A 15460-nucleotide genomic window follows, 5' to 3' on the forward strand; every position below is an offset into this window, starting at 1 on the left:
GCGTATAAGAGTTTCAGTCGAGTATTTGGGAGAGAAGATTATAGATATTACACAAAGACATTATAATAAGAAGTCTTGTTAATTAAGGGCCTTGTGGGATACAAACCACAAGGCTTTAGATGCTTATATGAATGAAAAAGTTCTAGTTCTGTACAACCAACCTGTTTTGAGAGGTCTTTATAGTTTATTTCTTTAAAAAAAGTGTGCATACTTATAAAAAGTAACAAGCATTATCTCTCTTAATGTATTAGTTTTCTTTTAATTTCTTTAGAAAAATTTTAATATATAGGGCTTTTAGGGCACTGATAATTTGAACACATAATCATTTAATGGCTATAAACTTAAGTTCCTTATCCTAACGGTAAAATGAAAAAAACCTAAAATAAAGCGGTGTTTAGCAAGATAAAGATTCTAATGTTCTATATTGAATTGCTAGTGAGGAGTTTCGCGTATCAGAGCCGCATGACAATTCTTTCAGATGGCCAGGAGGAAAAGAATGTTCGATTCCATGTCTATTTCACAAGTAAGCATTACGAATATGGGGATGTTTTACAGGTTCACCAAAAAAGAGAATACGTTTATCTGTACATATTGTAATGGAGAATTACTTAGCAGACTAGGGTTTACAAAACAAGAGGATGTAATCGGAAGAAGTCTGCTGGATATCTTCCCTGCTGCTATTGCGGATATGAAGAGCAAGTACTGTCAACAAGCATGGGAAGGTCAGTTTATCCAGTATGAGGTTACATTTAATGATATCTATTATGCAGCTTTTCTATCGCCTGTATTTGATGGAGGAAATGTCGTAGAGGTAGTAGGTTCCAGCATAAATATTTCCGAACGAAAAAAAATGGAAAACGAGATGATTCAGGCAAAAGAAGAGGCTGAAAAAGCAAACATGGCCAAATCAGATTTTCTGTCTAAAATGAGCCATGAACTGCGCACGCCGTTAAATGGAATTCTTGGTTTTGCGCAGTTGTTAGAGTTGGATGAATCTTTAAATGAACAACAACATGATTTTGTGCAAGAAATTTTAAATGGAGGAAGCCATTTATTAAAGTTAATTAATGAAATTTTAGATATATCGAGAATCGAAATAGGCAAATTAAAGGTCTCCATCGAAGAGGTTCACTTAAAAAATGTTATTGATGAATGTATAAGTATTGTTCAACCATTGGCAAAGAAGAAAAATATTAGCATTCAGAAACAATTACACCAAGGACAAGATGTATTAGTTCTTGCTGACCCGATGCGTCTGAAACAAATTCTTCTTAATCTTCTGGATAATGCTATTAAATATAACCGGGAAGGCGGCCAAGTAAACATTTGCTGTCATTTGGAAGGAGATGCACAGGTTGTACATATCGTGGATACAGGTGTGGGATTTTCAGCTGAGGAATATAGTAAGGTGTTTGTTCCATTTTATCGAATCGAAGGCACAAAAGAAGAAGGTACAGGTATTGGCTTGTCTTTAGTGAAACAGCTTATGCATCTAATGGGGGGGGAAATTAGTGTGACAAGCCATAAAGGAAAAGGCAGTGATTTTTGCTTTTGTCTGCCCATTCCAAATGATTTTAGGCCTGTCCTGCGCGGGGCTGAACCGATTGAGCCGTCTGCGGAAAATGACCGAAAGATCGATAATTACCGTCTGCTGTATATTGAGGACAACGAGTCCAATTTGCACCTAGTAAGCAACATTATTCAATCGAAACCTTCCTATACGCTCCTATCAGCTCGTACGGGAAAAGAAGGGCTAGAAATAGCAAGGAATGAAAAAATAGATTTGATTTTACTTGATCTTAATCTTCCAGATATCGATGGTTATGAAGTGTTTGACCGGTTAAAAGCTAATGAACAAACGAAAGATATTGTTATTATTGGTGTAAGTGCAAATGCGATGCCGCAGGATATTCAGCATACATTAGACAAGGGGTTTGATAATTATTTGACAAAACCTCTGAATGTAAAAGAGTTTTTATCAATCATAAGCGAGACATTAAACAGTACGATTAATCAAAATATTCCTGATCATAAGATTTTAAGCACTGGACCATATGGAGAAGAGGCTGTTTCAGCAAAAACGCTTCAGTTATCTTTGAAAGATCTGAAAAAGATTAAAGAAAAGAAATATAAGGCAGCCATCGCTATGCACTATACTGAAAATGATTGGTCAAGGTCTCAAGTAGAAGGAGTGAAGGCCGCTTTTGAGAAAATGGGTATTGAGGTAGTGGCGGTAACTGATGCACAATTTAGCTGGGAACAACAAGTGACTGATATTGAAACCATTTTAAGCAAAAAGCCGGATATTATTGTGAGTATTCCTGTAGATCCAATATCGACAGCAAGCGCATACCAAAGGGCAGCTGGAGCAGGGGTCAAGCTAGTGTTTATAGATAATATACCGAAGGGCTTGCAGTATGGGAAGGATTATGTAAGCGTAGTTTCCGCTGACAACTATGGAAATGGTATCGAGTCAGCCCATATCATGGCCGAGAAATTAGGAGGTAAAGGGAAAGTTGGTGTTATCTATCATAATGCAGATTTCTTTGCAACGAAACAAAGAACAGAAGCATTTGAAAATACTATAAGGGAAAACTACCCTGACATACAAATTGTCGCCCGCGAAGGGATTGCCAGTCCGAAAGCTGGGGAAAAAGTGACATCTGCTATGCTTAACAAGCATCAGGATTTGAATGGAATCTTTGTTGTATGGGATGTACCGGCTGAAGGGGCTATGGCAGCAGCCCTTACCGCAGGAAGAAATGATTTGGTCATCACAACGATAGATTTGGGCACTAATGTGGCCTTGGAAATTGCCAGGGATGGACTCATCAAGGGATTAGGTGCCCAGCTTCCGTACCAACAGGGGGTCGCTGAAGCAATCCTGGCAGGGTATGCATTGCTTGAAAAACAAACACCAGCTTATGTGGCTGTGCCAGCTCTAAAGGTAACGAAAGAAAATATCTTGGACGCGTGGAAACTAGTTTATAACCAGGAAGCTCCGGATATTATTCAAAGTGCTATAAAATAGGCAATGTTAAGAAGAAAAAGGAGGGATTGGGTGAGAGTATTGATTGCAGAGGATGACGCTGCTTCAAGAAAATTGTTAAGGTATTTTATTGGAGGCTTACCAGATTATAAAATTGTCGGGGAAGCAACAGACGGGGAAGAACTAATTCACATGGCGGCAACCGAGAGGCCCGATGCAGTGTTAGTTGATATTAACATGCCGCTTGTAAATGGTATGGAGGCGGTGAAGGCTTGTAAGGAGCTGTTTCCGTGGCTGCAGGTTATTTTCATTACAGGTCATGATGAGTATGCTCTTGAGGCATTTGATGTAAAAGCAATTGATTATTTATTAAAGCCAATTGAACGAGGCAGATTATACGCTGCTTTAGAAAGGGCAGCGCAAATGCTTCAGTCCCGCAGCGAGAAACAAAGTGCACCTAAAAAAGAACTTATGATTAAGCAACAAAAAAATATGATTTTTATTCCGCTCAATGACATTGTGTTTATTGAAAGGCTGGAGCGAAAATCACTGATTCATACAACGCAACAAATATTTGAAACGTATGAAGCCTTAAGTAGCTTAGAGGAGTATCTTGATGACAGGTTTATAGCATCACATCGGTCTTATATTATTAACATAAAGCTGCTAACGAGAATTGAGGCAGCTGGTCAAATGTATAAAGCATACTTCAGAGATTATGATAAGCCGGCGAGAATTTCTAAAAATAAATTGGAGGAAGTGCAGGCCTATAAAGTGCTGTAGAAGGTAAGCAATGAGCGATATTATTCCGCTTGTTGTTTACCTTTTTTACACTGTTAGGAAAGTATAAATTTCCAGCTAGAAGTCATTCGACGTAGTCGGAAATTTTAGGAATACAGTGTAAGGGCAATTACGCTTATGTCTTTGCCTAACGGCTTGCCAGCTGGCGAGTTTTCTTTAATTTTTAAAAATCCTTCTTTTTTTGTCCCTACGGATAAAATCAATGATTGAAACTTAAAAAGCCGCTTTTGAATGAAGTCTTTTCATGTCTGAAGGCAATTAGACAATGGCCATGATTCCGCTTACAATACAATCATAGACAACACAATAGAAAAGAGAGAGCAAGCATGACAGGGATTAAGGATGTAGCTAAAAAAGCCAATGTTTCAATCGCTACTGTATCCCGCGTGTTAAGTAAGCCAGATACAGTGGCGGAAGAAACAATGAAGAAAGTGCTGTCAGTCGTGGAGGAGCTGAACTATCAGCCTAACGCTGCAGCCAGGCAACTTCGAATGGCAGAAACCAATACGATCTTAGTGGTTGTCCCAGACATTGCGAATACCTTTTTTTCTAAAGTATTAAGAGGAATTGAATGTGAAGCAAGGGAGAATGGCTACGAGGTGCTGCTCGGAGATGCCGGAAACCATATTCAAAGCGAGAACAGCTATTTGCACATACTTCGTCAAAAAAAAGCAGCTGGTATGATTTTATTAACAGCTGGCATTGATGTAAAGCTTGTTGAAGAAATTGCCTCGGAATTCCCGGTTGTGCTCGCATGCGAGTATATAAATGGACTGCATGTTCCGAGCGTTTCCATTGATAATGTGAGCAGTGCCCGAACCGCAACCGAACATTTAATTTCTCTCGGACATACAAAAATCGGCTGTATATCTGGTCCGATGAATAGCGTATTAGGACGGGATAGGCTGCAGGGTTTTTACCAAGCGATGGCGCAGTATAATTTGCAGGTGGATCCAATTTTTGTACAGGAAGGTGACTTCTCATACGAGAGTGGATTTCAGATGATGACAAAGCTTTTAGCATACAATGACATACCCACTGCGGTATTTGTCGGGAATGATGAGATGGCATTTGGGAGTATTAATGCAATTGAAGCAAAAGGATTGTGCGTTCCAAATGATATTTCAGTGATCGGCTTTGATAATATTAAGTTTTCTTCTATTTTTAAGCCGGGACTTACAACGATTGCACAGCCTGCTTTTGAAATTGGAGTGAGAGCGATAGAATTGCTCGTTAATCTGATGAAGAAGGAGAGCGTGGAAAAGAAGCAGCATATTTTAAAAAGTCGTTTGATTTTACGAAATTCATGCAGGGCATACCAAGTCTAAATTTTTTTGAACTATCTGTAAACGTTTACGGGTAAAGTGATTAAATCGGTTGTGAAACGTATAGCCTCCAACGTTTTCAACCGAAAACCTTATGGGTTTGCTGTAAACGTTTACCATGAGTTTAGTGGAACTTGAAGGAGGTGAGGAGATTCAGTCGTTATAGCGCTCACTCGCAAAAAATATGGATAAGGGAGAGAAAAGTAATGAAATTAGGATATCAAACAAATACATGGGGCGGAGTTGTGGGGCATCCAGCTGGTGTTACTTCTGTAAAGGACTTATATTATCTTGCGAATGGTTCCACAGAGGAAGCTTTACGCGATATTGCAGAAGCCGGGTTTGACGGATTTGAAATCTTCGACGGAAATCTCATGCAGTTTAAGGATAGAAAAGAAGAATTTAAGAGTTTACTACAGCATCACTCCTTACAGTTAATCGGTGTATACTCCGGTGGAAACTTTATCTTTCCGGATATTTTGGAGGAAGAGCTGCAAAAAATTGATGAAGTTGCAGCGTTTGCGGCTGAAGTTGGTGCAGAGCATCTTGTTGTTGGCGGTGGTGCAGTGCGAGCGAACGGGATTTTAGAAAGCGATTACGCAGCATTAGGCGCAGCGCTAGATCGTGTCGTAGACATTGCGAACAAGTATGGTCTAGTAGCTAGCTATCACCCTCATCTCGGAACGAATGTTCAAGCGCCAGAGCAGTTGGACAAGCTCATGCCGCTCACAAAAATAAATCTTTGCCCAGATACAGCGCATATTGAAGCAGGCGGCGGCGACCCTGTAGAAGTGATTAAAAAATATCGTGACCGCATTCCATATATTCACTTTAAGGACTATGCAAACGGAGAGTTTCTTCCATTAGGAAAAGGGCATCAGAAGTTTGATGAAATGCTGCGTTTGCTAGAAGAAGTGCAGTATGACGGCTGGATTACAGTGGAGCTAGACAGCTGGGAGGATCCAAAACAGGGGGCAAAAATCAGCCGCAGTTTCTTGGCGAACCTAGAAGCAAAAGCTTAATTCTAAATTGGATGAGTGGGGGAAGAAACAATATGAAAAAGAAGTTTTCTCTATTAACAGCGGCAGTGATAAGTGGAAGTCTTTTGTTAGCTGGTTGCGGCAAGCAGGCTGCTTCAGGGGATGCAAATAGCAGCACAGCTCCGAAAACAGAGGTTGCGCAGACAGGTCCGATTACAATTAACCCAGCTATTCAAGATAAGCAAATTTTAGGAAAAGGCCCAAATGGTGAGGCGCCAGTTTCTGCAAAAACATTACAGCTAACAGAAGATGACATTGCAAAAATCAAACAGGGCCACTATAAAGCTGCCATCGTAATGCACTATACAGGTAACGACTACTCCACAGCACAAATTAATGCATTAAAAGCGACGTTTGCAAGAATGGGAGTAGAGGTTATCGCAGTAACAGATGCACAGTTTAAAGCAGAAAAGCAGGTTTCTGACATTGAAACAGTACTAGCTAAAAAACCAAATATTATCGTAAGCGTTCCAGTTGATCCAGTTTCTACTGCAGCAGCATTTAAGAAAGCAGCAGATGCAGGCGTGAAGATTGTCTTCATGGATGGTGTAGCAAAAGGCCTAGAACCTGGTAAGGATTATGTAAGCATGGTGACGGGTGATAACGCTGGAAACGGTGCAGCAGCTGCAGAAATTATGGGTAAAGAGCTTGGTGGTAAAGGGAAAATTGGTGTGATATTCCATGATGCTGACTTTTTCGTAACAGCACAACGTACGGTAGCATTTGAAGAAACCATCAAAACGAAGTTTCCGAATATTGAAATCGTCGCACGCGGTGGTATCACTGGTCCAAATGATGGTGAAAAGGTAGCGTCTGCAATGTTAACAAAACACCATGATCTAGATGGAATCTTCGCGATCTGGGATGTACCGGCTGAAGGCGCTTTAGCGGCAGCGCGTACAGCGGGTAAAAACAAGCTTGTTATTACATCAACGGACTTAGGAACAAAAGTAGGGATGGAAATTGCATCAGGAGGAATTGTCAAAGGTGTTGGCGCACAGCTTCCTTATGACCAAGGTGTAACAGAAGCAATGGCAGCAGGATATGCACTGCTTGGTAAACCAGTTCCAACTTATATCGCATCTCCAGCTGTAGAGGTAACAAAAGAAAACGTATTAGATTCTTGGAAGCTTGTTTACGGTCAGGATGCTCCTGATGTGATTAAGAAAGCAGCAAAATAATATCCATTTAAATTATTGGGAGGTTTTTTAAGATGAAACGCTTGAATGTAGGTATGATTGGCGGAGGGTTTATGGGGAAGGCGCATTCACTTGCATATGCAGGAATGCCAATGTTTTTCTGGCCGGCGCCAGCGATTCCTCATCGCCATACAGTAGTCGATGTGAATGAACAATTAGCTAAAGATGCAGCGGCAAGATTAGGATTTGACAACTATTCTACAGATTGGAGAGAGGTCGTGAACAATCCGGAAATTGATGTGATTGACATCGTTACTCCAAATAATACGCATGCTGAAATTGCCATTGCAGCGGCAAAAGCCGGTAAGCATATTATCTGCGAAAAACCATTGGCATTAGGTGCGGAACAAGCAAAAGAAATGCTAGAAGCGGTACAAGCAGCAGGTGTAAAGCATGCGGTTGCCTTCAACTACAGAAGAACACCAGCCGTTGCTCTTGCGAAAAAATATATTGAAGAAGGACGAATCGGAAAGGTTTTAAGCTTCCGCGGCACGTATTTACAAGACTGGTCAGCGGATCCGAATTCACCATTATCATGGCGCTTCCAAAAGAAAATCGCCGGTTCAGGTGCTCTAGGAGATATCGGAACACATGTAGTTGATTTTGCCCGCTACCTTGTTGGAGAAATTACAGATGTAAATGCGATGACAAAAACATGGATTCCAGAAAGACCAATTCAAACAGGCGGTATTGACAAATTAGGTACAGTAAAAGGCGGCAGCAATGATGTGCCAAAAGCGGCAGTCGATGTAGACGATGAAGTGATTACGATGGTTAAGTTTGAGAATGGTGCTATGGGAACGATTGAAGCAACGCGTAATGCATGGGGACGCAATAACTTCCTAACGTTTGAAATTCATGGTGAAAAAGGTTCCCTATACTTTAACTATGAGCGCCGTGATGAGCTTCAAGTTTGCTTCGCGGATGATCCAAGTGATGCAAAAGGCTTCAGAACGGTTTATACAGGCCCAGCGACTCCATACGGTGAAGGATTATGGCCAATTCCGGCTCTAGGTATTGGTTACGGCGAAACAAAAATCATTGAAACGTATGATTTGTTTAAGGCAATTGCTGAAGATACAGAGTTTTCACCAAACTTCAATGATGGCTACCGCATTGAATTGATTGCAGATGCGATTCTTGAATCAGCTGAAAAAGGTCAATGGGTAAGCTTACAGCAGCCGCAGCCTGCATTAGTAAAATAATCTAGTTTAGAAATTTGAGGCGGGCTGCCGAGCAGGCAGCCTGCCCTAAAAAAGAAGGTGACACAGTATGGAACAGCCAATGTTGGTTATGAAAGATATTTCTAAATCCTTTAACGGAATCAATGTTTTAAACTCTGTTGAATTTTCTGTTAAAGCAGGTGAGGTGCATGCCTTAATGGGAGGAAATGGTGCTGGTAAATCGACTTTGATGAAAATTTTAACGGGTGTATATACAGCCGATGCAGGTGAGATTTTCATTGATGGAAAGCCCGTCACGATTCGAAACACGAAGGATGCACGTGCCAATTATATCTCGATGATTTTCCAAGAATTCAGCTTAATTCCAACACTAACAGTTGCACAAAATATTTTCCTGACAAGAGAATCGAAAACATCGGTTGGCTTCTTAAATGATAAGGAATGCGTAGCACAAACAAAAAAGTTATTGCAGGAATTAGAGGTTGATATTGATCCGAATGAACTCGTTGCAAATCTCGGCGTCGGCTATTGGCAGATGACAGAGATTGCAAAGGCATTGTCACAGGAAACAAAGATTCTCATTATGGACGAACCGACATCCTCTTTGACGAAAAAAGAAACTGAAGTACTGTTCTCATTTATGAATAAATTAAAAAGCAAAGGTTATGCCATTATTTATATTTCGCATCGAATGGATGAAATCTTCGAGGTTTGTGACCGCATTACCGTGCTGCGGGATGGAAAGTTTGTCGCAACTGAGAATGCGAAGGATACAAATTTAGATACAGTAATCCAGCACATCGTTGGTTCTGGCTTCGATAAGGCATTTGAATGGAAGGAACGTCCTTATTCTACTGATACAACTCCTGTGTTAGAAGTGAAAAACGTAACATCCGGCACGAAGGTTCGGGATGTAAGCTTTAAGGTGTTCCCTGGAGAGATTCTCGGTATTGCCGGTTTGATGGGAAGCGGCCGTTCTGAGCTGGCACGGACTATTTTCGGGATCGATTCCAAGGATAGCGGTGACATTATCGTCAACGGGGAAGTGAAGCAAATCAAAAGTGCGCCTGATGCAATTGAAGCAGGTCTAGCGCTTATTCCAGAGGATCGACGCGTGCAGGGTTTGGTCTTGCAGCATAGCGTAAAGGAAAATATTATTCTACCAATTCTATTTAAGCTCAAAAAAGGCTTACTCCTTGATGAGAAGGAAGCAAATAAGATTGCAGAGGATCTTGTTCAAAAGCTAAGAATTAAGACGGATGATATTTTTAAAACATCTAGACTGCTTTCAGGTGGAAACCAGCAAAAAATCGTCTTGGCGAAATGGTTAGCTAATAATCCTGATGTTTTGATTTTAGATGAGCCGACGATTGGTGTAGATATCGGTGCAAAAACAGAAATCATTGATGTTATCCGTGAACTCGCGGATAGCGGAAAAGCAATTATCGTCATTTCCTCAGAGCTTCCGGAGCTTCTTGCATTAAGTGACCGAGTCATTGCTATGCATGATGGGGGAGTGGTAAAGGAAATGAAGAGACAGGAAATTCATTCAGAGGAGGATTTGCAATATGCTATCCAAGGGTATTAATCCAACTGGTCAGCCCGTGATGAAAGAACAAGGGGTAAAGATGTGGAAGAAATTAGACTGGCGCGATTACATTGTATATCTGGCTTTTATCGGCGTCATTATTTACTTTTCAATAAGCTTGCATGATGAGGGCTTTACCTCAACTGAAAATATTCTAAATATCGTTCGACAAACCGCAATGATTTCGATAATGGGAGTAGCAATGACATTTGTCATTAGTACAGGGGAAATTGACCTGTCTGTCGGCTCCACCACTGCATTGGCTTCTTTAATGGCAGCGCTCGCATTGCAGGCAGGGTTTGGTGTAATCGGCGGACTTGCTGCCGGCTTAGCAACTGGAATTGTGGTTGGTTTAATTAACGGTTTACTCATTACGAAGGTTGTGATTCCATCATTCCTTGTAACACTTGGTATGATGGGAATTGTAAAAGGCTTGGCAATGTGGATTACGGATACAGCTCCAGTACCGATTCTGGATCCAACATTTAACTTTGTATTTGGTTCAGGCGATCTTGGTCCAATCCCAATCTTGTTAGTTTGGACATTACTTGCAACAGTTCTTGCTCATGTTGTGCTACGAAAAACTTCATTCGGTCGACAAACACTTGCAACAGGCGGAAATGAAAGCGCAGCCAAGTTTTCGGGTGTTAAAACAAACCGCATCAAACTATGGGTGTTCCTAGCTACTGGTTTAGCGGCAGGCTTTGCGGGAGTTTTATACGCAGGACGTATGCAAGCAGGGCGCTTTACATTTGGTGAAGGCGATGAGCTTTCTGTTATTGCCGCAGTTATCTTAGGCGGAACAAGCTTATTTGGCGGAATTGGAACAGTTATTGGAACATTGATTGGCTCCTTGATGATCGGAACAATTAATAACGGTCTTATCATTATGGGTCTTGACGTAAGTCAGCAAATGATGGTGAAGGGTTTAATTATTCTTTTAGCTGTAGCGTTTGGAAAGAAAGCAATCAATAAATAGATTTGCAGAAAAGGAGAAGCACAATGGAAAAGGTGAAAGTTGGCATTATCGGGACAGGCTTTATCGGACCTACTCATATTGAAGCAATAAGACGACTTGGATTTGTAGACGTAATCGCATTAGCAGAAAGCAATCAAGAAGCTGCCGAGAAAAAGGCTGCGGAGCTCGGAATTCCGAAAGCGTACGGAGACTACCGCGATATGCTGAAGGATGATGAGGTTCAAGTTGTGCATAACTGTACGCCTAACCATCTTCACTTTGCGATTAATAAAGAGATTATTTTAGCAGGTAAGCATGTGTTATCTGAAAAGCCGCTTGCCATGTCAAGCAAGGAGTCGGCTGAACTGTTAGAGCTTGCACAGCAGCATGGTGTTGTGCACGGCGTAAACTTTAACTATCGTCAATTTCCGGTATTAAAGCAGCTTGAAACAATGGTGCAAAATGGAGAGCTAGGAAAGATCAACCTCGTCCATGGCGGCTATTTGCAGGATTGGTTATTGTTTGATACAGACTACAACTGGCGCTTAGCACCTGAAGTTGGCGGAAAGTCTCGCGCTGTTGCAGATATCGGATCACATTGGTGCGATACAGTCCAATATGTAACAGGAAAGCGCATCGTTGAAGTATTTGCGGACTTGGCGACAGTCGTTCCAGTCAGAAAGAAACCAACTGCAGCTGCGGCGACATTTGGCGGAGCTAAGGCAGAGGACGGCATGTACGAGGATGTTGCGATTCACACAGAGGACTACGCATCAGTGCTTGTCCGCTTTGAAGATGGATCAAAAGGCGTATTTACTGTCTCCCAAGTGAGCGCAGGACGAAAAAACCGCTTAAGCTTTGAATTAAACGGCAGCAAAAGCTCTGTGTTCTGGAATCAAGAAGAGCCCGAAAAGCTATGGATTGGGCACCGTAACAAAGCAAATGAAGTACTTATGGCTGATCCATCCTTATTCGCACCGGAAGCAAGAGGAGCCATTCATCATCCTGGCGGCCACAATGAAGGCTGGCCGGATGCATTAAAGAATATGATGAAAAACTTCTATACATTCATTCGAGAAGGAAAGAACCTGCAAACCGACAAAGCAACATTTGCGACATTTGAAGACGGACACATTTCGATGTGCATTACTGATGCGATTCTAGAAAGCCATGAACAGCAAAAATGGGTGAAGGTCGCAGTAGGACAGGAGATTTACTTATGAAACTAGGTGTATTTACAGTACTTTATCAAAACCTTCCGTTTGAAGAAATGCTAGATAAGCTTTCAGCAATGGGAGTGAAGGCAGTTGAGTTAGGTACAGGCAATTATCCGGGAAGCAATCATTGCAACCCGGATGAGCTGCTAGAGAGTGTTGAAAAGCGAAAGGCATTTCAGGCTGCTTTAGCTAGCCGCAACATGACAATCAGCGGTTTAAGCTGCCACGGCAATCCGCTTCATCCAGACAAAGCATTTGCGCAGCAATCTCATGAAGTATGGAGAAAAACCGTACAATTGGCAGAACTCTTAGAAGTTCCAGTTATTAATGGATTCGCAGGCTGCCCAGGTGACCATTCGGGCGCGAAATATCCAAACTGGGTCACTTGTTCATGGCCGCCGGAATACCAGGAAGTACTCGATTGGCAATGGAACGATGTTGTCATTCCATATTGGAAGGAAGAGGCGCAATTTGCTAAGAAGCATGGTATTTATCAAATTGCTTTTGAAATGCACCCGGGCTTTGTTGTATACAACCCGGACACGCTTTTAAAGTTGCGGGAGCATGTGGGAGAAAGCATTGGTGCGAACTTTGACCCAAGCCATCTCATTTGGCAAGGCATCAATCCAATGGAAGCCATTAAAACGCTTGGAAAACAAAATGCCATTTACCATTGCCACGCAAAGGATGTGTATTTGGATAAAGCAAATATCGCGCAAAACGGTGTATTAGATACGAAGCATTACAGTGATATCCTAAATCGTTCCTGGACATTCCGTTCTGTTGGCTACGGTCATGACGAAAAGCTATGGAAGGATATTGTCAGTATGCTTCGAGCTGTCGGCTATGACCATGTGATTTCCATTGAACATGAAGATATGCTTGCTTCTGTTGATGAAGGATTGGGCAAGGCAATTTCATTACTGCAAGGAATTCTCTTTAAAGAGCAAGTAGGCGAAATGTGGTGGGCATAGGAAGGGCGGAAGCGCTCTTTCCTGTCCCGACAAGTGAATAACCTGCATAGCTTTAGCGAAGCATATTTTGGGGAGCTTTCCGAGACTAAAAAAGTTACATTTTCTCTTTTAAACACGGGAGCTACTTAGCTCCCGTTGCTATATCTGCTTTCTTTATATGAATCTATTATCAAGGGGAGGACTTACGATGAAAATGAAAGGCGTTGTATTTCCAGGAGATAAAAAAGTAGACATTCAAGAATTTGATATCCCAACACCAGGTCAAGGTGAAGTTTTAGTTCAATTGAAAGCTTCAGCTATTTGCCGCAGTGATATGAGTTTATATTATGGCACTTCCGTTTTTAATGGAGGAGTAAAATGTGGTTGTAATATTCCAGGTCATGAGCCTGCAGGTGTAATTACTGAAGTAGGAAACGGAGTCTCTAGGTTTCAACCCGGTGATCGAGTTGCTGTGTATTTGGCAATAGGCTGTGGGGAATGTGCACACTGCAAGAGCGGATACAAAATGTTTTGTAAAGAATTTAAATGCATTGGTTTCGATTCTCATGGTGGAGATGCAGACTACATGGTTGTTCCAGTTGAAAACTGTATGAGACTTCCAGATAACATGAGCTACATTACTGCAGCCGTTTCTACTGATGCTGTTGGAACCTTGTATCATGCACAAAAAAGACTGGGTATTTCCGGAAGAGACACGCTTGTTATTTTTGGTTTAGGTCCAATGGGCGGAGCAGGTGTGATGATTGCAAAAGGATTAGGTGCTACTGTTATTGTGGTGGACATGCTTGATGAACGCTTAAATATGGCGAAAGAGCTTGGGGCTGATTACGTCATCAATGGAAAGGATGTCAATGTAGTAGAAGAGATTTTACGCATTACAAATGGTCGCGGAGCTGATGCTGCCATTGATTGTTCCGGAAGTCCTTATGCGGAAAATAATGCATTAGATTGCGTGAGAGCTCACGGGCGAGTCGCATTTATTGGAGAATGTAAAGAGGTAACTATTAGACCAAGTGAGCAGCTCATTCGTAAACAAATCACTGTTATGGGTTCATGGTATTTCCCAATTCAAGAATTCGAAGAAATTGCTGACTTTATTGTGAAGAAGGAATTGCCTGTTGAAAAACTAGTTACGCATACATTTAAGTTGGAGGAAGCAGAAACAGCATTCCGCATGTTTGATGAGAGAAAAACAGAAAAAGCGGTATTTGTTTGGGAATAAGTAACCATATCATTTGAGAGGGTGTGCAACAATGAAAGGAATTTCATTTAATAGCTGGGTTTACGGCAGCTTTCCGTCTTGGTTGCCTTATTATCCATTAGAGGAAGTAATTACTCGCTTATCAGCGATGGGATATGATGCAATCGAAATTGGATGTGCGAGTCCTCATGCATGGCCAGAGTATTTATCCAATGAGAAACGTAAAGAAATTCTTGGGCATTTACAAAGAAACAATCTGGCTGTTTCTGCTATGCTTCCTGCACCTGGTGGAGGACCTGGTATAAATCCATGCTCTCCCTTAAAAGAGGAACGGGAATTTACGGTTAAACATTATAAAGATGTCCTTCGACTAGCCCATGATTGGGAGTGTCCAACCGTTATTTGGCTTGCGGGTTGGTTTGGTTTTGGAGCCGCTCAAAAAGATGCTTGGAATTATAGCCTTGAAGGCTTGCAGGATTGTGCAAGGTATGCAAAAGAGCTTGGAATCACATTTGTTGTTGAGCCTCAAGCGGCTGATAGTAATTTAATCGAATCTGCAGATGATGCTTTACTGTTTGCAGAAGAGGTGGGTGAGTCCAATGTGAAAGTGATGTTTGATACTTTCCATGCTTTATATAGAAGTGAAGTCCCAAGTGATTATGTATACCGAATGGCTGATAAGCTGCACCATGTTCATATTTCAGATGACGATCGATTACCGCCTGGTCAAGGAAGCGTGAATTTTGAATCCGTGTTAAAAGCCTTAAAAGAAATCGATTATAAAGGCTATCTCTCAATGGAAGTAGGATTTCATACAAGAAAAGCAGATCCAGATTGGTATGCAAAAACTTCGATTGATTATTTGAAAGCAAAATTAGTGGAAATTGGAAATTTTTAAAAAGGGCTTTTTAGGTGGGGTTATTGGAACAGGTTCCCTGCCAGCCTATATTGTTAGATGTTTTACAACGAATTCCTTTTATTGAA

General features: G+C 41.4%; 12 protein-coding genes. All 12 read left to right on the forward strand.

Annotation, left to right across the window (positions count from 1 at the left end; all coding sequences use genetic code 11):
* The first annotated feature begins 496 nt into the window (after nucleotides 1-496).
* Entirely contained in the window at nucleotides 497-3031 is a 2535-nt protein-coding gene (locus AAHB12_RS20315; RefSeq protein WP_342046775.1) for a substrate-binding domain-containing protein, read from the forward strand.
* Nucleotides 3032-3061: 30 nt separating this feature from the next.
* Nucleotides 3062-3772, forward strand: a complete 711-nt coding sequence (locus tag AAHB12_RS20320) for a LytR/AlgR family response regulator transcription factor (RefSeq protein ID WP_342046776.1) — start codon at nucleotides 3062-3064, stop codon at nucleotides 3770-3772.
* A 344-nt stretch (nucleotides 3773-4116) separates the two neighbouring features.
* Entirely contained in the window at nucleotides 4117-5118 is a 1002-nt protein-coding gene (locus AAHB12_RS20325; protein WP_342046777.1) for a LacI family DNA-binding transcriptional regulator, read from the forward strand.
* Nucleotides 5119-5321: 203 nt separating this feature from the next.
* Nucleotides 5322-6137 carry a sugar phosphate isomerase/epimerase family protein gene (locus tag AAHB12_RS20330; RefSeq protein WP_342046778.1) on the forward strand — a complete coding sequence of 272 codons (816 nt, stop codon included), beginning with the start codon at nucleotides 5322-5324 and terminating at the stop codon, nucleotides 6135-6137.
* Between the two features lie 32 nt (nucleotides 6138-6169).
* The gene (locus AAHB12_RS20335; RefSeq protein WP_342046779.1) at nucleotides 6170-7336 is read left to right on the forward strand and encodes a substrate-binding domain-containing protein; all 1167 of its coding nucleotides are present in this window, start codon (nucleotides 6170-6172) and stop codon (nucleotides 7334-7336) included.
* A gap of 32 nt (nucleotides 7337-7368) precedes the next feature.
* Nucleotides 7369-8559, forward strand: coding sequence for a Gfo/Idh/MocA family protein (locus AAHB12_RS20340; protein ID WP_342046780.1), 1191 nt, complete (start codon nucleotides 7369-7371; stop codon nucleotides 8557-8559).
* A 67-nt stretch (nucleotides 8560-8626) separates the two neighbouring features.
* A complete protein-coding gene (locus AAHB12_RS20345; protein ID WP_342046781.1) occupies nucleotides 8627-10126 on the forward strand; it encodes a sugar ABC transporter ATP-binding protein in 1500 nt (499 codons plus the stop codon).
* Nucleotides 10107-11105, forward strand: a complete 999-nt coding sequence (locus tag AAHB12_RS20350; protein WP_342046782.1) for an ABC transporter permease — start codon at nucleotides 10107-10109, stop codon at nucleotides 11103-11105. The genes AAHB12_RS20345 and AAHB12_RS20350 overlap by 20 nt, the downstream gene beginning before the upstream one ends.
* Nucleotides 11106-11128: 23 nt before the next feature.
* Nucleotides 11129-12307 carry a Gfo/Idh/MocA family protein gene (locus tag AAHB12_RS20355; protein WP_342046783.1) on the forward strand — a complete coding sequence of 393 codons (1179 nt, stop codon included), beginning with the start codon at nucleotides 11129-11131 and terminating at the stop codon, nucleotides 12305-12307.
* Nucleotides 12304-13275 carry a sugar phosphate isomerase/epimerase family protein gene (locus tag AAHB12_RS20360; protein ID WP_342046784.1) on the forward strand — a complete coding sequence of 324 codons (972 nt, stop codon included), beginning with the start codon at nucleotides 12304-12306 and terminating at the stop codon, nucleotides 13273-13275. Before AAHB12_RS20355 ends, AAHB12_RS20360 begins: the two co-directional genes overlap by 4 nt.
* 187 nt (nucleotides 13276-13462) lie before the next feature.
* A complete protein-coding gene (locus tag AAHB12_RS20365; RefSeq protein ID WP_342046785.1) occupies nucleotides 13463-14497 on the forward strand; it encodes a zinc-dependent alcohol dehydrogenase family protein in 1035 nt (344 codons plus the stop codon).
* A gap of 31 nt (nucleotides 14498-14528) precedes the next feature.
* Entirely contained in the window at nucleotides 14529-15374 is an 846-nt protein-coding gene (locus AAHB12_RS20370) for a sugar phosphate isomerase/epimerase family protein (protein ID WP_342046786.1), read from the forward strand.
* Nucleotides 15375-15460 lie beyond the last annotated feature (86 nt).

It is taken from the genome of Bacillus sp. OTU530 (genome assembly GCF_038440375.1).